Here is a 20,958-nt window from a genome sequence, read left to right on the forward strand (position 1 = left end):
GAGACTAGGAGGATAAGAATTTTGAAAAAGAAAAATACAGAGAACGTAAGAATTATTGCACTTGGAGGCGTTGGAGAAATCGGGAAAAACTTATATGTCATTGAAATTGATTCGGACATATATGTGGTAGATGCAGGCTTGATGCATCCAGAAAACGAAATGCTAGGCATTGACGTTGTCATTCCTGATATCTCTTATTTAACAGAACGTGCTGATCGGGTGAAAGCAATTTTTCTTACCCACGGACATGATGAAGCAATCGGAGGCGTATTCCATTGCTTAAGCAAATTGTCTGTACCAGTTTACGGAACGAAGCTGACCCTTGCGTTACTTCGAGAAAAATTAAAACAGTATGGCTTCAATCAAAAAGCTGATTTGCGTGAGGTACATGCAAAATCAGTCATTACGTTTGAAACAACAAAGGTATCATTCTTTAGAACGAATCACAGCATCCCTGATTCAGTTGGGATCAGCTTCAAAACCTCTCTTGGTTCAATCGTATGCACAGGTGATTTTAAATTTGATCAAACCCCAGCGCTTAACCAAGCCTGTGACATCGGAGAGATTGCGAAAATTGGAAACAATGGCGTTTTAGCACTTCTTTCAGACAGTGCCAATGCTGAAAAACCAGGCTATACACCTTCTGAGGCGCTCGTTCAAGACGAAATCTCAAATGCGATGTACAATGCTGAAAATCGTGTCATTGTGGCTGTATCTTCATCTAACATTAACCGAGTGCAGCAGATCATTAATGCAACAAATCAAAATGGCCGTAAGCTTGCCGTAGCAGGAAAGAATATGATGACGACTCTTCAGCTGGCGATCAAACTTGGTTATGTCACAGCAGACGAAGAATTATTTGTACCAGTTCAAGAAGTGAAGAAAATGGCGAAAAACGATGTGGTCGTCCTGACAGCTGGAAGCCACGGAGAGCCTTTAGCTGCGTTAACAAAAATGGCGAAACAAAATCACAAACAGCTTCATATTGAAAAAGATGACACGGTTGTGATTGCATCTACACCTCTTCCTGGACAAGAACTTACCTATTCAAAAACAGTGGATTTCCTTACAAGAAGCGGCGCACAAGTCATTTTTGCACAAAAACGTGTGCATGTTTCTGGACATGGCTGCCAAGAAGAGTTAAAGCTCATGCTGAACTTACTAAAACCGAAGTATTTAATTCCGGTGAATGGCGAATATCGTATGCAAAAAGCACATTCTCGTGTTGCTGAAGAAGTGGGAATGAAACGAAGTGACATTTTCTTGATTGATAAAGGGGATGTTGTGGAGTTTAGAGGACAGAACGTCAAGATTGGTGAAAAAGTTCACCAAGGCAATATTTTGATCGATGGTCTTGGCGTTGGTGATATCGGGAACATTGTGTTACGCGATAGACGCCTATTGTCTCAAGATGGTATCTTAATTGTCGTCATTACGCTCGATAAACAAAAGAAACAATTAATTTCTGGACCTGAAATCATCACAAGAGGATTTGTGTATGTCAGAGAATCTGAAGAGCTGATTGTGAAAGCGACAGAAATGGTCAAAGGGATTGTCAAAGAGCAAACGGAAAACTCAATTGTTGAATGGTCAACATTGAAACAATCCATGCGTGACGTACTCAATCAATTCCTATATGAAAAAACAAAACGTAAGCCGATGATCATTCCGATTATTATGGAAGTATGATGAGAAAGCCCAAGGAGCATAAGCTCTTTGGGCTTTTTTGATGTGGTGCGAGGAATGCGGATTGAATATGGCCTTCTTGTTCATAATAGGAGGAGAGTTTGAGGAAAGGATGGAGACAAATGGACGAAAAAAATGAACAGCAGCCTGAGCGAAAGCCAGAAGAAAAAGACAGCATTATGAGCAAAATACAGCAGCTTGGTGAAACAGCCATACCACAGCTGCCGCAAGATACAAATATCCATTGCCTCACCATTATTGGACAAATTGAAGGGCACATGCAGCTTCCGCCACAAAATAAAACAACCAAATACGAGCATGTCATACCGCAAATCGTAGCAGTAGAGCAAAACCCAAAAATTGAAGGGCTTTTGATCATCTTAAATACAGTAGGCGGCGATGTTGAAGCAGGGCTAGCGATTGCAGAAATGCTTGCGTCTTTATCAAAACCGACTGTATCGATTGTACTTGGCGGCGGCCACTCCATTGGTGTCCCGATTGCTGTATCGTGTGACTATTCCTATATTGCGGAAACAGCCACGATGACCATTCATCCTGTGCGTTTAACTGGTCTTGTGATTGGTGTCCCGCAAACCTTTGAATACTTAGATAAAATGCAGGAAAGAGTCATTAACTTTGTGACAAGCCACTCCAATATTACAGAAGAGAAGTTCAAAGAGCTCATGTTCTCAAAAGGCAATTTGACAAGAGACATTGGAACAAATGTTGTTGGTCATGAGGCGGCAGAATACGGACTCATGAATGAAGTAGGCGGTGTAGGACAAGCGATTAAAAAGTTGAACGAGCTGATTGGAGAAAGGGCATCTCAAAACGAGGGGCTGATCCAATGATTTTATACACACCTATGCCATATGAAGCCATTTACGCAGAGGAACAAGGAGACCGTAAACTTCAGCAGGTAAACATCCAAGGCGTGCCAGTTATGGTTGAAATGAAAGAGGATGAAGCAGAAATCGTTCAAGTCATGAGCACCAATCCAATGGACTTTTTGAATCAAGAGCTTGCACCAGGCAAGCGATTGAAGTTACAATTAGGCTCTAATCAAACCGACTCATATGAATGATTCTATGCTATAATAAAGGGAAAACTTACAACAAGATGCAGCCAAAACCAGGCTGCTTTCTTTCTGATCTTTCGGTAGGTTATATTTTCTTTCGTAGTAAGGTGATGAGTATGGCTAAAAAGAGAAAACGGAAAACGAGAAAAAAACAAAATAAACAGCTAAAACTGAAATATGAATTAAATGGGTTAGTCTGTATTGCCATAGCGATCATCGCCATTTTACAGCTAGGCGTCGTTGGACAAACCTTCGTACATTTATTCCGATTCTTTGCAGGTGAATGGTTCATTCTCTGCCTTATCGGATTATTTCTTTTTGGCGTGACCATCTTCTGGAAAAAACAAATCCCAGATATGTTGACAAGAAGAAAAGCAGGTCTATACTGCATCATTGCGAGTATCTTGCTTTTGTCTCATGTGAAGCTCTTTCAGCACCTTTCATCTGCGGGTGCGATAGGCTCTCAAAGTGTGATCAGAAATACATTTGAGCTTTTCTTGATGGACATGAAAGGTGAGACGGGGTCGCCTGATTTAGGAGGCGGCATGATCGGTGCCGTATTATTTGCTGCTTCTTATTTCTTATTTGCACAAGCAGGCTCTCAAATCATGGCAATCGTTCTGATGCTGATTGGAATTGTGCTGATTACAAATCGATCTCTTCAAGAAATGGTGAAAAAAGTGACGCTGCCTGTCTCGCAATTTATGGTGAAGCAGTGGAAAGCGTTTGTTGAAGATATGAAAGGAATCAGGCAGGCGAAAAAGAGCGCGCCCTCTCAGAAAACGGCCCAAAAGAAAAAACGGTCTCGTATTCAAGAAGAGGACGAAGATGATCAGATCATAATGGAAGAGGAATCGCCAGTGCCTGACAATAGTCAGCCGATTATCTCAAGCTTTGCTGACAGAGATGACATTCTCACCCCGCTCGTTCAAAAAGAGCAGGCGGCAAAAGAGACTTCGCCTCTTCAAGAATCTGTGCAAAGTACGCCGGCTCCATCAGATTCAGCTGATGAACCAAAAGAGGCGCCGCCGATGACGTTTACGGAACTTGAAAACAAAGATTACGAATTGCCGTCACTGGATATTTTGGCAGAGCCGCAGCACTCAGGACAGCAAACAGACAAAAAGAATATATATGAAAATGCAAGAAAGCTTGAAAAAACGTTTCAAAGCTTCGGCGTCAAAGCGAAAGTTACACAGGTTCACTTAGGACCGGCTGTTACCAAATATGAGGTCTATCCAGATGTTGGCGTGAAGGTAAGTAAGATCGTCAATCTAAGTGATGACTTAGCTCTTGCTCTCGCCGCAAAAGATATTCGGATTGAGGCGCCGATTCCTGGGAAATCAGCCATCGGTATTGAGGTTCCTAATGCAGAAATTGCGATGGTTTCTTTAAAAGAGGTATTAGAATCGAAGCAAAATGACCGTCCAAATGCGAAGCTGCTGATTGGACTAGGCCGCAATATTTCGGGTGAAGCCGTGCTCGCTGAAATGAACAAAATGCCGCATTTACTTGTAGCAGGATCGACAGGAAGCGGAAAAAGTGTGTGTATCAATGGCATTATCACAAGTATTCTCATGAGAGCGAAACCTCATGAAGTGAAAATGATGATGATTGATCCGAAAATGGTTGAACTAAATGTGTATAATGGCATTCCGCATCTGCTCGCTCCCGTTGTAACGGACCCTAAGAAAGCCTCACAGGCACTGAAAAAAGTCGTCAGTGAAATGGAACGCCGATATGAATTGTTTTCTCATACGGGGACAAGAAATATTGAAGGGTACAATGATTACATTAAACGAATGAATCAATCAGAAGAGGCGAAACAGCCAGAACTTCCTTATATTGTCGTCATTGTAGACGAGCTTGCAGATTTAATGATGGTCGCTTCCTCAGATGTGGAAGATTCTATTACAAGACTTTCGCAAATGGCTCGTGCAGCGGGGATTCATTTAATTATTGCCACACAAAGACCTTCTGTCGATGTCATTACAGGTGTCATTAAAGCCAACATCCCATCTCGCATCGCCTTTAGCGTGTCCTCGCAAACCGATTCAAGGACGATCCTTGATATGGGGGGCGCAGAAAAACTGCTCGGCAGAGGGGACATGCTGTTTTTACCAGTTGGGGCAAACAAACCGGTTCGTGTGCAGGGCGCCTTTTTATCAGATGAAGAAGTAGAGCATGTCGTTGACCATGTGATCACTCAGCAAAAAGCGCAATATCAAGAAGAAATGATTCCAACTGAAGAAACGCAGGATCAGCTTACAGCTGTGGATGACGATTTATATGATGAAGCAGTGGAACTCATCATCGGCATGCAGACGGCTTCTGTCTCTATGCTTCAAAGAAGATTCCGCATCGGCTATACCCGGGCCGCCCGCCTGATTGACGCAATGGAAGAGCGAGGCGTTGTCGGTCCTTATGAAGGAAGTAAACCGAGAGAAGTCCTGCTTTCAAAAGAACAATATGATGAGCTCTCTTCATAAATCGAAGAGAGCTTTCTAAAAAAGAAGTGAACGATAGTATGATTATGTTAACTGGAAGTCAGACTATTTATTTATTTGCAAAAACATGATATAGTTATGTTCAACTTATCTCGGAATAGAGATTTCTCATCTTATCATTTGCATTGATTAGACGGAGGGAAAACATGTCGACCAAAACAGACAATCGCCATTTATATTTGAAAGTGATTGACCGTATTAAAGAAGATATACAATCAGGCGTATATGCCGAAAAAGAAAAGCTGCCTTCTGAGTTTGAGCTCTCAAAGCTTTTAGGTGTGAGCAGAGCGACACTGCGTGAAGCCCTTCGTATATTAGAAGAAGAGAAATATTTAATTAGAAGGCATGGTGTGGGTACGTTCGTCAACACAAGACCACTCTTTTCAACAGGCATAGAACAGCTGGCAAGTGTCACGAAAATGATAGAGCAGGTCAATATGACGCCTGGAACCATTTTTTTATCCTCCCAAGAAGGGGAACCAACAGAGAATGATGTGATTCGTTTTCAGTGTGATGAATCTGATGAGATTTTTTCAATGGAGCGCGTTCGGACGGCAGATGGACAGCCCGTGGTTTACTGTTTAGATAAAATTCCGGTCAAGCATCTTCCCGCTTCTTTTACACATGAAGAAGAGTCTCTTTTTGAGCTGTTTGGAAGAGAACCACACAGCGGGATAAAATATGCAGTTGCTGACATTGAACCAATCGGCTACCACGATCAGGTTTCACCGATACTAGAATGTGACCCTGAAACAGCATTATTACTACTGAAACAAATGCACTATGATCAGGATGATCAGCCGGTCTTATACTCGCTTAATTATTTTCGAGCGGATAAATTCAGCTTTCATGTGATACGTAAACGATTTTAACGAGCAGTCGCTTTCATAAGCGGTTGCTTTTTGTTTGCCCATACATAATACCCGTAAAACTTGCCACACTAATACGTAACAGTATATAGAATTGGGTGAATGATGTTGGGCGAGAAAACAGTCAGTAAAAAGAATATTATTGCATTATCATCAGTGCCTTTAATCATGACACTTGGGAACTCGATGCTCATTCCTGTATTGCCACAGATAGAAAAGACACTTTCCATTACTTCCTTTCAAGTCTCCCTCATTATTACGGTATACTCCGTTGTCGCGATCTTATGTATTCCGATCGCCGGCTATTTATCAGATCGAATCGGGCGAAAAAAGGTACTCCTGCCGTGTCTGTTAATCGCAGGACTTGGAGGGGCTGTGGCAGCAGTTGCCTCAACGATCATGAAAGAACCGTACATGTGGATACTATTTGGCAGGGTCCTTCAAGGTGTTGGCTCAGCCGGGGCAGCACCTGTCGTGATGCCGTTTATTGGAGATTTGTTTCATGATGATGAAGAAGTCAGTGCGGGACTAGGCGCCATTGAAACCTCTAACACAGCTGGAAAGGTATTGAGCCCGATTATTGGGGCGCTTTTGGCTTCATGGTTTTGGTTTGTGCCATTTTGGTTTATTCCGTTCTTCTCAATCATCAGCTTTCTCATGGTACTGTTCATGGTAGAATCCGCGAAAAAAGAGGAGGACCCGCCTTCATTCAAAGAATTTTTACAATCAACAAAGACCATATTTAAGCATGAGGGACGCTGGCTTTATGCCATTTTTGCAATTGGCGGTTTTATTATGTTTCTTCTTTTTGGTGTGCTTTTTTACTTATCTGATAACCTGGAGGCAGCTTATCAAATTAAGGGTGTCAAAAAAGGGCTCCTGCTTAGCATTCCGCTCCTTTTTCTATCCATCAGCTCATACGTTGCTGGGAAAACAATTGGAAAAGAAAAAGGGAAAATGAGAATCTTTTTAATCGTAGGCATGGCCTTGCTATCACTTTCCTATATGCTTTTATGGTGGAATCACAGCTTTTATGTATTGTTTATCTGCTTAAGCATTGGCGGTGTTGGCATCGGTATTGTCCTGCCTGCACTTGATGCCCTGATCACAGAAGGAATTGAAAAAGAGCAGTGCGGAACCATTACGTCGTTTTACAGCAGTATGCGTTTTATCGGTGTCGCTTTAGGACCTCCGATTTACGCTTATCTCATGGATAAAGGGGACTCCATCGTTTTTATTCTCTCGACCATTTGCAGTCTTATTTCTCTATTTTTGGTCATCTTCTTCATCCAGCCAGATGAAGAGGATGAAAGTGAACAATTAAAAACGGTTTAATCTAGAAAAAAGACGGTATTTTGCCATCTTTTTTCTTTTTTATAAATTGACATGTAAAATTTTGATAGTTAAACTAATGTATAGTAATATCTTTTAAATTATTCCAAACGGGAGGTGTTCAAAAACATTCATTTTCTGTCCTTCTTTAGGCGGAAATTGAGTTCGCGTGGTGATGATGAATGTGTGTTTCTTCAACACGAAAAGACAATTGAATAGGTCATCCTGCCATTAGCACGTTGAAGGAGACGCAGTCAGCACTTCAGACACGCTCAAATATAGCAAATTGATTGATGAACTAGAAGGAGCTTGAAGCAGCTATGTTGCAAATAATTAAAGCAAGATGGATTGTATTAGTGGTGTGGATGATAACAGCTGTGATTCTGTTTATTACTGCGCCCAATTTAGAGGAATTAACAAGAGAAAAAGGGCAATTAAAGGTTCCGGAGGGGACACCAACAGCTGAGGCACTTCACTTATTGGATAAGCTCACAGATCAAAACGGGAAAAAAGATACGGGTGTCATTGTATTCTCCGAACAACATCTGTTCCCAAAGAAAGAGCAGGAATTAAAAAAGGCTTTATCTGCACTCATGACACATGCTCCAGACCTCCACGTTGACGGAATTACTTCGTATTTTCATGTAGATCCGGACATTCAAAGACAACTTTTATCAAAGGATAAAAGTACACTTCTTGTTCCATTCAAATTCGACCACTACGAAACAAAAGCTGTGAAGCTTAAAGAACAAATTGAGGAAGTTTTAAAGCCCTATCATGTCTCATATGAAATGACGGGACAAAAATTTGTGGATTCAGATGTCATTCAAAGCTCTCAACAAGGTCTGAAGAAAACTGAACTTATAACGATCATTTTTATTTTCTTTATTTTAATCATTGTTTTCAGATCGATTTTGGCACCTGTTGTTCCGCTCATTACGATCGGCATTTCTTATGCTGTCAGCCGGTGTATTGTGGCTTTTCTAGTAGAATATATGCAATTTCCTCTATCTAATTTTACTCAGATTTTTATGGTAGCGATTATGTTCGGTATAGGAACAGATTATTGTATTTTGCTGTTAAGCCGTTTTAAAGAAGAAATCGGTCAAGGTCGTGATGTGAAAGAGTCGATTATCATCACATATAAATGTGCAGGGAAAACGGTCCTTTTCAGTGGCTTAGCCGTGTTAGTCGGCTTCTCAAGCATTGGGTTTGCCAAATTTCAATTGTATCAATCAGCCGTTAGTGTTGCTGTTGGAGTTGGTATCCTGCTGATCGCCCTTGTCACCATCGTTCCCTTTTTTATGTCTGTTTTTGGAAAATCCCTTTTCTGGCCATCTAAAAGAGAAAACATTCGCCACCCGCAAAGTAAAATGTGGGAATGGGCTGGGCGTTTTTCATTTAAAAGGCCGCTGATCAGCCTAGGTTTAGTTGCACTCATTACGGTGCCTCCTATTCTGATGTACGACGGGACTCTTTCTTATAACAGCTTAAATGAGATTGGGACAAAGTATGAATCAGTGTCTGCATTTAATACGATATCAGAGCAATTTGGCTTTGGGGAAGCGCTGCCCCTGAATGTACTTGTTGAAAGTGACAATAAGTTAGATAACCAAGAAAAGATTGTCATAATTGAAAAACTGACCCGTAAATTAAATGACATTGACGAAGTAAAAACAGTTCGCAGTGTCACTCGGCCTGTTGGGGACGGGCTAAGTCAGCTTTACGTCACCTCTCAAGCAAAAGAGCTGGGCGGAGAACTAGGAAAAGGCCATGAAGGAATCGGAAAAATTTCAGATGGTTTGACCGAAACAAATCTTGCCCTTCTTAAACAAAAACCAAAAATTCAAGAATCCGCTAAAGGCATTGATCAGCTGATTGATGGAACAAAAGCGATCAAAAGCGGCATTGGAGAAGTAAGGGTGTCCCTGATCTCTTTAGAAGATGGGGTGAGGCGCAGTAAAGATGGCGTCGGAACCATTCGAAGTAAAATCAAAGAAGCAAAAAAGGAATTAGAGCAAGAATATCGAAGCAGTGAAGCGATGATTCAAGAGCTTAAACGAATGGTGAGTACGCTTGAACGTCATGCGAAATCAAATCAGCAGCTAATAACCACCATTAAAAAAGTAAAAAGTTCGTATGAAAATGTATCGTTTGAAGCACTTGAAAAACGGCTTCCAGAAGTAAAAGATATGGATGAATATAAAGAAATAAAGAAAGTATTCAAAGACACAAAAGGAATGCTTGATCAAGCAGGGGACCAAATGAGTCTGTATGAAGAGGAAGCCTCTGTCTTTAAAGAAAAGATCAAGAAAGCAGATTCAGTGATTCAAAGCCTATCAAGCAAGCAAAAAGAAGTAAAACGTCAAGTACAAGCGCTCATGGAAGGACTGGATCAAATTTATGCCGGTCTTGATCAAACAAATGAGGGTCAAAAACAATTGATTAAAGAAATGCCTAAAATTGAAGATGGCGCAGACCAGCTGACAGACGGTCAAAAAGCCATCAAAAAAGGATTTAGCCAGCTTTCATCAAAACTCACATTGTTAACAGATGGTTTAGATGAAAGTATTGAAGGGCTTGAGCAGGTCAAAAGCGGCTTCACAGAGGCGGACGGCTATTTAAAGCAGCTTCAGAAAGCGCCAGATGAAGAAATAACAGGCTGGTTTATTCCAGAAGAAGTGCTGAAACGCCCTGAATTTAAGCAAATCTTTCATACGTATATGTCTCCAGATCGTAAATTAACAACCTTTGAAGTTATTTTAAATGTGAATCCATACAGCAATGAAGCGATGAAAGGCGTTGCGAAAATTGAGGACACCCTTGATCAATATTTACCTGTCAGCGGGTTAAAGAATGCAAATTACGGTGTGTCTGGTATCTCAAGTTTAAATGTAGATTTAAAAGAAACATCTGACGGTGACTTTATTCGAACGGTCATTTTCATGCTAGTTGGCATCTTTATCATTTTAATTATATTATTACGGTCAATCGTCATGCCGATATACTTAACACTTTCACTCATTTTAACGTATTTTACATCCGTCGGTTTAACAGAATGGATCTTTAAAACATTTTTTGGCTACGACGGTCTCAGCTGGGCTGTCCCATTTTTCAGCTTTGTCATTCTTGTCACCCTTGGCATTGATTATTCGATCTTCTTAATGGATCGCTTTAATGAATGGAAGGGAGAGCATGTGCAAGCATCAATGATATCAGCGATGAGAAATATGGGTTCCGTCATTATTTCAGCAGTCGCGATATTAGCGGGGACCTTTGCCGCTATGCTGCCGTCCGGTGTATTATCACTTGTTGAAATTGCAACGGTCATACTCATTGGGCTTTTATTATATGCTTTTGTTGTATTACCGCTCTTCATCCCGGTCATGGTTCGTATTTTCGGTAAATGGAATTGGTGGCCTTTTAGAATGAAATAACGACCGGCGTCTCTGCTTATAGCAGAGGCGTTTTTATTTCCTATCCTTTCCTCTGATTGATATAATGTCTATTAAATGGCTGTTTTACGTATATATCAGCTATGTTCTAATACATAATAAATAGGATGAACAAAGGAGGTTTCTCATGACGTACTTACAAGAGAAGACACTAGACACACCTGGTCTTCATACTCATATTGTCAAAACAGAAAAATTTAAAACGGTCACAATCCTTTTTAAAATGCTTGCGCCTCTATCGAAAGATGACGTCACCATGCGTTCACTTTTCCCGCATGTGCTGTTAAGAGGAACAGAGAAAATGCCGAAAACAGGAGAATTGCGTGCTTATTTTGATGAGCTTTATGGTGCTACGGTTTCAGCAGACATGGCGAAAAAAGGGGAGAATCACATCATTACCTTCCGCCTGGAAATGGCGAATGAGAAATATTTAAAGGATCAAACCCCTTTACTAGAAAAAGGGATTGCCTTACTATCTGATCTACTATTCCATCCGTATGTTGAAAATGGAGCGTTTAGTCAATTATATGTAGATCAAGAAAAACGCACTTTAAAACAGCGAATTCAAGCAGTGTATGATGATAAAATGCGTTACTCGAACTTAAGGCTTGTGCAGGAAATGTGCAAAGGTGAACCGTATGCACTGCACGTCAATGGAGAAATGGAAGATATCGAAACGATCACAGCTCATTCGCTGTTTGAAGCATATAAGCATGCGCTTCAAACAAATCAGCTTGATCTTTATGTTGTGGGAGATGTAGACGAACAAGACATCAGCCGAATGGTCTCTCAATACTTCAAAACAAGTAATAGAGAACCGGTCAAACAACACGCTGAATCAGCAAGCACGCAAAGAGAAGCAAAAGAAGTCATCGACGAAGAAGACGTAAAGCAAGGCAAACTGAATATCGGCTTTCGCACGCATACGACGATTGCAGATGACGATTATCCGGCTTTGCATTTGTTTAATGGCATATTCGGCGGCTTCTCACACTCGAAGCTATTCATCAATGTTCGGGAAAAAGCAAGTCTTGCGTACTACGCTGTGTCTAGACTTGAGAGCTTTAAAGGCTTGATGATGGTCATGTCAGGGATTGAAGTCGGCAACTATCAGCAGGCAGTAGACATCATAAAAGAACAATTTGAAGCGATGCAAAAAGGTGATTTTTCAGATGAAGCGATTGACCAAACAAAAGCTGTCGTCAAAAATCAGCTGCTTGAAACGATCGATACATCTTATGGGACAGCGGAATACCTGTATCAGCATGCCGTTGTGCCAACAGGGGAAACGCTTGATTCCTTTTTAGAAGCACTTGACCGAGTGACAAAAGAGGACATCATCAAAGTGGGTCAGAAAATCGAATGGGATACGACCTATTTTCTTAAAGGAACGGAGGGTGCTTCATGACAGTGAAAACAATTCAATTCGACCAGCTGCAAGAAACGGTCTATCACGAAAAAATGGAGAGCGGACTTGACGTCTATGTGCTCCCAAAGCAAGGGTTTAACAAAACCTATGCGACCTTTACAACCAAATATGGCTCTGTCGATAACGAATTTGTGCCGCTTGGCAAAGAAGACATGATTCGAGTGCCTGACGGAATTGCCCATTTCTTAGAGCATAAACTGTTTGAAAAAGAAGACGGAGACGTATTTCATACATTTAGTAAACAAGGAGCATCCGCAAATGCTTTTACGACATTTACGAGAACAGCTTACTTATTCTCAAGCACCTCAAATGTCGAACAAAATCTTGAGACACTCATTGATTTTGTTCAAGAACCTTATTTTACTGAAAAAACGGTCGAAAAAGAAAAGGGCATCATTGGTCAAGAGATTAACATGTATGATGACAATCCGGACTGGCGTTTATTCTTCGGTCTGATTGAAAATCTATATCAAGAGCACCCCGTGAGAATTGATATAGCTGGAACAGTAGAAAGCATTGCTCCGATTACAAAAGATCATTTGTATGAATGCTATGAAACGTTCTATCACCCGAGCAATATGCTTCTATTTGTTGTCGGTCCCGTTGATCCGAAGCAAATATTAGATCAAGTTCGAGCAAATCAGGCGAAAAAGCCATTTACAGACCAGCCAGAGATCAAACGAAAAGACATCAATGAGCCTGAAGGTGTGTACCGAAAAGAATACGAACTTCCAATGAACGTACAAGGCTCGAAATGTATGTTCGGTTTGAAAACAAAGAATCCTCATAAAAAAGGAAATGAGCTGCTAAAACATGAGCTCGGAATGAATCTCATTTTAGAGACACTGTTTGGTAAAAGCTCCTTACAATATGAACAAATGTATGAAAAAGGTTTAATTGATGAGACCTTCAGCTACGATTATACGGAAGAAGGCGGCTTTGGCTTCACGTCAGTTGGCGGAGACACAAATGATCCTGATCAACTGGCGAAAGTATTAAAAGAAACCCTTCTTCAAGCAAAGAACTTGATCTCAGAAGAGAAAATTGAGCTCGCGCGTAAGAAGAAAATCGGAAGCTTTTTAAAAGCGATGAACTCTCCTGAATACATTGCAAACCAATTTACCCGATATGCATTTTTAGAAATGAGCTTATTTGATGTCGTGACTATGCTGGAACAGATCCAATTAACCGACATTCAGCAAATTTTAGAGGAAGAAATTGATGAAGAACGGATGTCCGTTTTCAAAGTCGTCCCGAAAACCAAATAAATAAAGAGAGACAAACTCAGATAAATGAGTTTGTCTTTTTTGTGTTTAATGAATAAAAGCCTGTGATTTGTGAGGATTTTCATTGACAATCATTTTGTTCATTAGTTAAACTCTTTAATAGTTAAACACTTAAACTAAAAAAGGAGCAGCGTATGGAACAAAATAAAATTGCACAGCTCATTCAGAGATATGCAGACGTCTATCTTATGATGGAAAAAAAGGTATCGAGTATGATCACGGAAAAGCTTGATAAAGAGCTGACGCTTGATCAGTATTACTCGCTTCGATACATCAATTTACATCCTGGATGTACGTCTACTGACCTTGCAAATGTATGCAATGTGAATAAAAGTGCGGTAACCTCCATGACCAATCGTCTTTTTACAAAAAACTATATTGTCCGTGAGCACGATAAAGCCGATCGAAGAAATGTTCACCTTTACGTCACGCCAGAGGGCAAAGATGTGGTCAGCCGAATGGAAAAGCAGCTTCAGGATCTCGTTCGATCTTATTTTGAAAAGCTGGAAGAAAAAGAAATGGAATCATTTATTCAAACATATGAAAAGATCTATCAAGTAATCATCGAAGAGGAGGCACAAAGTACTAATGAGAGCAATCATAAAGGGTAGATGGCTGATCACGATTTTATGGATCGTATTAGCGGCAGTGTTACTCATCACCGCCCCTAATATGGCGCAATTAACAAAAGAAAAAGGGCAAATTTCAGTACCAGACGGCTATCCGTCCTCATATGCAAATCAGTTATTAAAGAAAATGTCTGAAAACGGTGATACAGAAAAATCAATTGTCATTGTCTTTCAAGAAAAGAACATTGCCAAAGAAAGAGAAACATCTTTAAAAAAGGCAATGGAGATTTTAGAAAAGGACCAAGATCTACATGTCGAGGACATCACTTCTTATTTTGACGCCAATAAAGATATCAAAAAACAGATGCTTTCTAAAGATCGCACGACGCTCCTTGTTCCAGTTACATATGACTCAAACAAAATCAAAGCTTCCGATTTTAAAGAAAGAGTCAATGAAAAGCTGAAGAGCTTAAATCTAACATATGAAATGACAGGACAGCCGTTAATTGATGATGACGTGATCACAAGCTCGCAAGAAGGTCTGAAGAAAACTGAGTTCATTACGATTGGGTTTATTCTTATCGTTCTTGTCCTTGTCTTTAGATCAGCTGTGGCGCCTTTCGTTCCATTAGTCGCAGTAGCTTTGTCTTACTTGGTGAGTCAATCCATCGTGGCTTATTTAGTTAAATATCTCGACTTCCCGCTCTCGACCTTTACCCAAATTTTCATGGTCGCGATCATGTTTGGAATAGGAACGGACTACTGCATTCTACTTCTCAGCCGCTTTAAAGAAGAAATCGCACACGGTAAAGATAAAATTGAGGCAATTCTCATTACGTATAAAACAGCAGGAAAGACTGTTTTATTCAGCGGAATTGCTGTGCTCATCGGTTTTACATGTATTGGCCTGGCACAGTTTCAGCTCTATAAATCGGCTGTTGCAGTAGCAGTTGGTGTCGCTGTGCTCATTGTGGCGCTTCTCACGATTGTTCCGTTCTTTATGGCGGTTTTAGGTAAAGTGTTATTTTGGCCGATTAAAGGTGATATTGCGCATCCGCAGTCAAAAATGTGGGAAACAGCAGGACGCTTTTCATTTAAAAAACCACTTTTCAGTTTATTAATCGTAGGAATCATTACGCTTCCGCCCATTCTCATGTATAAAGGAACGCTTTCTTATAATAGCTTAGATGAAATCGGTAATAAATATGAATCAGTCAATGCATTCAATACGATTTCTGACAAATTTGGACCAGGAGAAGCTCTACCTGCAACGATTGTTGTGAAATCAGCTGATCTGTTAGACAACAATAAAGGGCTGATTGCTGTAGAAAAACTCAGCCGTGCAATTGAACAAACAGATGGCGTAAGTAAAGTGAGAAGTGCGACACGTCCTGTCGGTAAAGGGCTGAGTGATCTATACGTGAAATCACAAGCAAAAGAACTAAATACCGGACTTGATAAAAGTAATGAAGGCTTGAAAAAAATCCAAGATGCACTGACGACAATGAGTCAATCCATTGAGGATCAAACGCCGCAAATCAAATCATCTGGAAAAGGCATTAACAAATTGATTTCTGGTACAGAATCAGTGAAAACAGGCATTCAAAACATCGAAAAATCGTTAAGAGATTTACAAGGCGGAATCGATCAAAACAAAAACGGTGTTGCACAGATTAAAGAAAAAATTAAAGGTGCGAAAAAAGAATTAACGACTCAAGTCGCACAAGTAAATCAGCAAGTGTCGCTGTATAAAAGCATTTCCAAAGAATTAAAGGCAGCATTGGCGCAGGTTGATACGTCCTCCTCTGCCGCAGCAGATGTAAAAGCATTAATCACACAAGCAAATAAACAATTTAGTACACTTGAAAAACAAATTCCGCAAGTGAAAGAAAATCAATCGTATCAAGCCATCAAAGCTTCATATAATGAACTTTCTACGACCTTGCAAGAAGGCGCAAAACAGGCAGACAGCTATGCCAAACAAGCGAAAGAAGCTAGAAAACAGCTTGAAGCAGCGGATGCCTTTATCGCAAAAGCTAAAGAGCAGCAAAAAGTCTTGACGAGTCAAATCGATGAACTCATTGCTGGCTTAGATGCAATTGAAACTGGATTGGATAAAACGTCTAAAGGTCAAGGGCAAATAGCTGATAATATGCCAAAGCTTGCAAATGGTGCCGGGCAAGTGATTGATGGTCAAAAACAAATGAAAGAAAAGATTGGCGGCTTTGGTGATGACCTGACCAAACTGACAGATGGGCTGAACAAAAGCGTCGATGGCTTAGAGAAAATTTCAAGCGGATTAATGGGTGCAGGTGACTACTTAGACGAACTGAAAAATGCACCAGATCAAGACATGGCCGGCTGGTTTATCCCAAAAGATGTGCTGAAAAATAAAGCATTTAAGCAAGTATTTGATTCATACATGTCGGATGACCGCAAGATGACAAAGATTGATGTCATTTTAGAAAAAAATCCATATGGTAATGAAGCCTTGTCGACGATCAAACAAGTAGAAGCTTCTGTCGAGCGGGCACTTCCTGAAACAAATTTAAAAGATGCATCATTCGGCGTTTCAGGTGTATCAAGTATGAACGCTGATTTAAAACAGCTGTCAGACCAAGATTTCAATAAGACGGTTCTTTACATGATGATCGGTATTTTCCTCATCCTGGTGATCCTGTTCCGTTCGCTTGTGATGCCGCTGTACTTAGTAGGTTCACTTATTTTGACTTACTTTACAGCTATCGGAATGACAGAATTTATTTTCACTCATTTCTTCGGATATCCGGGGATTAACTGGGCGGTTCCATTCTTTGGATTTGTCATATTAATGGCGCTCGGAGTCGATTATTCGATTTTCTTAATGGAGAGGTTCAATGAATACAAAACAAAAGACATTCAGTTTGCGATGACCGAATCAATGAAGAATATGGGCTCTGTCATTATGTCTGCTGCTGTTATTTTGGCAGGAACATTTGCAGCCATGCTTCCTTCAGGAGTGCTGTCTCTCCTGCAGATTGCAACACTTGTTCTCACAGGACTTTTGCTGTACGCACTCGTTGTGCTACCATTGTTCGTACCTGTGATGGTGAAATTGTTCGGATCAGCGAACTGGTTCCCATTTAAACGAAAAGAATAGATATTTCAAATAGAAAGTAGGAATCCATGTGATGAGTCGTTGGGCGCTGATAACAGGTGCCAGTGGCGGGATTGGGCAGGCTGCGGCAAAAAAGCTTGCCCAGGAAGGCTGCCATGTGATAATCCATTATCACAAAAATGAACAGACAGCCGTTCAGCTTGCCGCTGAGCTGGAAGAAACATGTCATATTCAGACGCATGTCGTTCAAGCGGATTTAGCTAAAACGGGCGGAGCAGATGAGCTCGTCAGCCGTCTGCCTGTATGTCCAGATATTCTTGTATTAAATAGCGGTAAGAGTCATGTCGGATTAGTGACAGATACAGAAAAAGACGTATTAGCCAGTATGGTGCAGCTTCATGTCACAAGTCCATATGAGCTCACCCAGCACCTATTGCCAGCCATGATTCAAAAAAAAGCAGGTCATATTGTTGCGGTAAGCTCAATATGGGGAGAAACAGGTGCATCGTGTGAAGTGCTGTATAGCATGGTAAAGGGGGCGCAAAATGCGTTTATTAAAGGTCTGGCAAAAGAGCTTGCCCCAAGTGGAATTAGAGCAAATGCTGTTTCGCCAGGTGCTGTCCATACAGACATGATGAAAAGCTTCACACAAGAAGATATTGACATGCTGGAGGAAGAAATCCCGCTTGGCCGGCTTGCATCACCTGAGGAGATTGCAGATGTCATTTGGTTTCTCGCCTCAAAGCAGTCAAGTTATATGACAGGTCAAATTTTATCCGTTAATGGAGGCTGGTACTGTTAAATAACGTGTATAATTCGTAACTCCATGACAAAAGCTATGGCTGTAATTCATCTTTTCGAATGGAGGAATCGACATGTCAGTACTTGAGAACTGGGACCATTGGAAAAACTTTTTAGGTGACCGCTTAAATCATGCGCAGGATAAAGGCTTAAAAGATGATACCATCAATAACCTTGCGTATGAAATTGGCGGATATTTAGCTAACGAAGTTGAAGCAAAGAACGAGCAAGAAAGAGTACTTGCTGACCTTTGGAGCGTTGCATCAGAAGATGAGCAGCGCGCAATTGCCAATATGATGGTCAAACTGGTTGAAAATAATAGCTCGCACTAAACAAAAAGAGGGGTCGTTTGTGCCTCTCTTTTTATTTTAACTGTTTCACAACATTGTGCTTTCTAAAAATGTGAAAATGCTTTATGATATAGGAAGGTAAAAATTTGCCACAATGAAGGGGGTAATATCATTTGGCAAAGCTCGAATGGTATTTTGAATATGAGATACAGGTAAACCGTCCCGGACTTTTAGGAGACATTTCATCTCTAATGGGGATGCTTTCAATTAATATTGTGACAATTAATGGTGTTGATGTATCAAGACGCGGAATGCTTTTGCGCTGTGACCATACAGATCAAATTAAGCGCCTTGAATCAATTTTAAATACAATGGAAACGATAAAAGTAACGAAATTAAGACAGCCAAAACTTCGTGACCGCTTAGCGGTTCGTCACGGCAGATATATTCAGCGTGATGCAGATGACAAAAAGACGTTCCGATTTGAAAGGGACGAGCTTGGTCTTCTTGTTGATTTTATGGCAGAACTATTTAAAAAAGAAGGACATAAATTGATTGGGATTCGCGGGATGCCGCGTGTCGGAAAAACAGAATCAATTGTGGCTTCAAGTGTATGTGCCAGCAAGAGATGGCTATTTGTATCGTCGACTCTTTTGAAACAGACGATCCGAAGTCAGCTGATTGCGGATGAATACAGCCCAGATAACGTCTTTATTATTGATGGGATTGTGTCGACGCGAAGAGGTTCTGAGAAGCACTTGCAGCTTTTAAGAGAAATTATGAGACTGCCGGCAACAAAAGTAGTTGAGCATCCAGACATCTTTATTCAAAATTCAGAATATACAATGGATGATTTCGACTATATCATTGAATTGCGTAATAGTGCAGACGAAGAGATTACATATGAGCACGCTGAAGAACCACAAGTGTTTGATCATTCTGGTTTTTCTGGCTTCGATTTTTAATATGGTAATGGTAGGTGTTTGTTTTGACTGAATTGGGAAAACGGCTCATTGAGGCCAGAGAGGAAAAAGGGATGTCGCTGGAGGATCTTCAGACGGTGACCAAAATCCAAAAGCGCTACTTGCTAGCAATCGAACAAGGAAACTATGATATTATTCCAGGTAAATTTTACGTCAGAGCATTTATTAAACAATATGCCGAAGCCGTTGGACTAAATCCTGAACAATTGTTCGAAGAATTTCGTAAAGATGTGCCGAGCACATATAACGATGAAGTATCTGATAAATTATCAAATATTAAGCCGCAAAGAGAGCTGCCTAAGCCTGCCTCGAAGGTGCTTGAGCTGCTGCCGACCATCTTGATTATTGGAGGCGTCCTTGTGGTCATCGCGATCATTTATGTCATCGTGCAGGCGGTCAATCATGATAGCGGACAGAAGAACAACCAGACGGCTCCTCAGCAGTCAGAATCTAAGTATGAAGTATCTGAGGATTCATCTCTTGCCAAGGATCAAAAGAAAAAAGAAAAAGCTTCGTCAGATGATCAAGAAAAATCATCTAAAAAAGATGACTCATCAAAGGATTCATCCAAAGACGATGAAACGGTCTCTTTGAAGGCAGCGAATACAGAAGGCTCAACGACAACGTATGAAGTGTCAGGCGCAGATGAGATGGAGTTAACCATTTCTGCTACAAAAGCTTCTTGGCTGCGCGTCAGAGACGAATCTGGAAAAGTGCTGAAAATGGGTGAACTTAAAGATGGCGAATCGTTTAAAACAGACTTGTCTGAGCTCTCTCAGGTCGATATCCGTCTAGGCAATGCGACTGGAATTGATATTAAGGTGAATGACGAGACGCTTAAGTACGAATTAGACCCTAAGAACACCATGACACAAAACATTGTGATTGTGAATAAAGGAAAGGAAAAGTCATCTTAAGCAAGTAGATGACTTTTCTTTTGTTCCTACTATTATATATACATAAAAAAATGGCTTATTGGAGGATTGAAATTCATGTTTAACTTACCGAATAAAATAACTCTTTCTAGGATCGCCTTGATCCCTGTTTTTATGATTATTATGCTTGCACCTTTAGATTGGGGCGTTGCGCGTTTTGGTCACGTCAGTATCGAAGTGACACATCTTGTTGGAGCAATCCTGTTCATTGTTGCTTCGACAACGGACTGGATTGATGGGTACTATGCGCGTAAACTGAACTTAGTGACGAATTTTGGTAAATTTTTAGATCCGCTTGCAGATAAATTGCTTGTTTCAGCTGCTTTAATTATACTTGTTCAGTACAACCTCACGCCGGCATGGATGGCGATTGTGATCATTAGCCGTGAATTTGCTGTAACTGGTCTAAGGCTTGTACTAGCCGGAGGCGGTGAAGTGGTAGCAGCTAATATGCTTGGAAAAGTGAAAACATGGGCGCAAATCATTGCGATTTCAGCTCTTCTATTGCATAACCTGCCGTTCGAACTTGTATCATTCCCGTTTGGTGACCTTGCGATGTGGGTAGCAGTGTTCTTCACTGTTGTGTCAGGCTGGGATTACTTTGTTAAAAACTGGGAAGCTTTAAAGAATGCTAACTAAAA

At 40.8% G+C, this 20,958-nt stretch carries 16 protein-coding genes; all 16 read left to right on the forward strand.

Annotation, left to right across the window (positions count from 1 at the left end; translation table 11 throughout):
- The first annotated feature begins 21 nt into the window (after positions 1 to 21).
- The 16 genes from rnjB (at position 22) to pgsA (ending at position 20,956) form a co-directional block, all read left to right on the forward strand.
- Positions 22 to 1,689 carry a ribonuclease J2 gene (gene rnjB, locus NSS78_RS08195; protein WP_003212233.1) on the forward strand — a complete coding sequence of 556 codons (1,668 nt, stop codon included), beginning with the start codon at positions 22 to 24 and terminating at the stop codon, positions 1,687 to 1,689.
- Positions 1,690 to 1,808: 119 nt separating this feature from the next.
- Entirely contained in the window at positions 1,809 to 2,537 is a 729-nt protein-coding gene (locus tag NSS78_RS08200) for a ClpP family protease (protein WP_003212436.1), read from the forward strand.
- Entirely contained in the window at positions 2,534 to 2,770 is a 237-nt protein-coding gene (locus NSS78_RS08205; protein WP_003211099.1) for a YlzJ-like family protein, read from the forward strand. Before NSS78_RS08200 ends, NSS78_RS08205 begins: the two co-directional genes overlap by 4 nt.
- A gap of 110 nt (positions 2,771 to 2,880) precedes the next feature.
- Positions 2,881 to 5,253 carry a DNA translocase FtsK gene (locus NSS78_RS08210; protein WP_309216718.1) on the forward strand — a complete coding sequence of 791 codons (2,373 nt, stop codon included), beginning with the start codon at positions 2,881 to 2,883 and terminating at the stop codon, positions 5,251 to 5,253.
- Between the two features lie 164 nt (positions 5,254 to 5,417).
- Positions 5,418 to 6,143 carry a GntR family transcriptional regulator gene (locus NSS78_RS08215; RefSeq protein WP_050944992.1) on the forward strand — a complete coding sequence of 242 codons (726 nt, stop codon included), beginning with the start codon at positions 5,418 to 5,420 and terminating at the stop codon, positions 6,141 to 6,143.
- 99 nt (positions 6,144 to 6,242) lie between these two features.
- A complete protein-coding gene (locus tag NSS78_RS08220) occupies positions 6,243 to 7,475 on the forward strand; it encodes an MFS transporter (RefSeq protein ID WP_199852771.1) in 1,233 nt (410 codons plus the stop codon).
- A 317-nt stretch (positions 7,476 to 7,792) separates the two neighbouring features.
- Positions 7,793 to 10,909 (forward strand): MMPL family transporter, encoded by a 3,117-nt coding sequence (locus NSS78_RS08225; protein WP_253622599.1) that lies wholly within the window; start codon positions 7,793 to 7,795, stop codon positions 10,907 to 10,909.
- A gap of 145 nt (positions 10,910 to 11,054) precedes the next feature.
- Positions 11,055 to 12,335, forward strand: coding sequence for a pitrilysin family protein (locus NSS78_RS08230; protein WP_050944985.1), 1,281 nt, complete (start codon positions 11,055 to 11,057; stop codon positions 12,333 to 12,335).
- Positions 12,332 to 13,624, forward strand: coding sequence for a pitrilysin family protein (locus tag NSS78_RS08235; RefSeq protein ID WP_309216721.1), 1,293 nt, complete (start codon positions 12,332 to 12,334; stop codon positions 13,622 to 13,624). The genes NSS78_RS08230 and NSS78_RS08235 overlap by 4 nt, the downstream gene beginning before the upstream one ends.
- Before the next feature lie 152 nt (positions 13,625 to 13,776).
- Positions 13,777 to 14,253: a MarR family transcriptional regulator gene (locus tag NSS78_RS08240; protein ID WP_003212512.1), complete on the forward strand. Its 477-nt coding sequence runs from the start codon at positions 13,777 to 13,779 to the stop codon at positions 14,251 to 14,253.
- Entirely contained in the window at positions 14,231 to 17,350 is a 3,120-nt protein-coding gene (locus NSS78_RS08245; protein ID WP_327840692.1) for an MMPL family transporter, read from the forward strand. Before NSS78_RS08240 ends, NSS78_RS08245 begins: the two co-directional genes overlap by 23 nt.
- Positions 17,351 to 17,381: 31 nt before the next feature.
- Positions 17,382 to 18,110, forward strand: coding sequence for an SDR family oxidoreductase (locus NSS78_RS08250; protein ID WP_137054613.1), 729 nt, complete (start codon positions 17,382 to 17,384; stop codon positions 18,108 to 18,110).
- A 73-nt stretch (positions 18,111 to 18,183) separates the two neighbouring features.
- Positions 18,184 to 18,441, forward strand: a complete 258-nt coding sequence (locus tag NSS78_RS08255; RefSeq protein WP_003211590.1) for a DUF3243 domain-containing protein — start codon at positions 18,184 to 18,186, stop codon at positions 18,439 to 18,441.
- Positions 18,442 to 18,572: 131 nt separating this feature from the next.
- Positions 18,573 to 19,364, forward strand: coding sequence for a DUF3388 domain-containing protein (locus tag NSS78_RS08260; RefSeq protein WP_003211480.1), 792 nt, complete (start codon positions 18,573 to 18,575; stop codon positions 19,362 to 19,364).
- Between the two features lie 23 nt (positions 19,365 to 19,387).
- The gene (locus NSS78_RS08265) at positions 19,388 to 20,299 is read left to right on the forward strand and encodes a helix-turn-helix domain-containing protein (RefSeq protein ID WP_003212257.1); all 912 of its coding nucleotides are present in this window, start codon (positions 19,388 to 19,390) and stop codon (positions 20,297 to 20,299) included.
- A gap of 75 nt (positions 20,300 to 20,374) precedes the next feature.
- Entirely contained in the window at positions 20,375 to 20,956 is a 582-nt protein-coding gene (pgsA, locus tag NSS78_RS08270) for a CDP-diacylglycerol--glycerol-3-phosphate 3-phosphatidyltransferase (protein WP_003211136.1), read from the forward strand.
- The last annotated feature ends 2 nt before the right edge of the window (positions 20,957 to 20,958 follow it).

Origin of the sequence: Bacillus sp. FSL W8-0920, from assembly GCF_038593215.1 — a bacterium.
GTDB classification, from domain to species: domain Bacteria; phylum Bacillota; class Bacilli; order Bacillales; family Bacillaceae; genus Bacillus; species Bacillus pumilus.

What these genes read in the sequence shown, in the direction of transcription:
- NSS78_RS08225 (WP_253622599.1), top strand. Translation starts at nt 7,793, where the DNA reads ATGTTGCAAATAATTAAAGCAAGATGGATTGTATTAGTGGTGTGGATG.
- NSS78_RS08240 (WP_003212512.1), top strand. Translation starts at nt 13,777, where the DNA reads ATGGAACAAAATAAAATTGCACAGCTCATTCAGAGATATGCAGACGTC.
- NSS78_RS08200 (WP_003212436.1), top strand. Translation starts at nt 1,809, where the DNA reads ATGGACGAAAAAAATGAACAGCAGCCTGAGCGAAAGCCAGAAGAAAAA.
- NSS78_RS08255 (WP_003211590.1), top strand. Translation starts at nt 18,184, where the DNA reads ATGTCAGTACTTGAGAACTGGGACCATTGGAAAAACTTTTTAGGTGAC.
- NSS78_RS08245 (WP_327840692.1), top strand. Translation starts at nt 14,231, where the DNA reads ATGAGAGCAATCATAAAGGGTAGATGGCTGATCACGATTTTATGGATC.
- NSS78_RS08220 (WP_199852771.1), top strand. Translation starts at nt 6,243, where the DNA reads ATGATGTTGGGCGAGAAAACAGTCAGTAAAAAGAATATTATTGCATTA.
- NSS78_RS08250 (WP_137054613.1), top strand. Translation starts at nt 17,382, where the DNA reads ATGAGTCGTTGGGCGCTGATAACAGGTGCCAGTGGCGGGATTGGGCAG.
- NSS78_RS08230 (WP_050944985.1), top strand. Translation starts at nt 11,055, where the DNA reads ATGACGTACTTACAAGAGAAGACACTAGACACACCTGGTCTTCATACT.
- NSS78_RS08215 (WP_050944992.1), top strand. Translation starts at nt 5,418, where the DNA reads ATGTCGACCAAAACAGACAATCGCCATTTATATTTGAAAGTGATTGAC.
- NSS78_RS08210 (WP_309216718.1), top strand. Translation starts at nt 2,881, where the DNA reads ATGGCTAAAAAGAGAAAACGGAAAACGAGAAAAAAACAAAATAAACAG.
- NSS78_RS08235 (WP_309216721.1), top strand. Translation starts at nt 12,332, where the DNA reads ATGACAGTGAAAACAATTCAATTCGACCAGCTGCAAGAAACGGTCTAT.
- pgsA (WP_003211136.1), top strand. Translation starts at nt 20,375, where the DNA reads ATGTTTAACTTACCGAATAAAATAACTCTTTCTAGGATCGCCTTGATC.
- NSS78_RS08205 (WP_003211099.1), top strand. Translation starts at nt 2,534, where the DNA reads ATGATTTTATACACACCTATGCCATATGAAGCCATTTACGCAGAGGAA.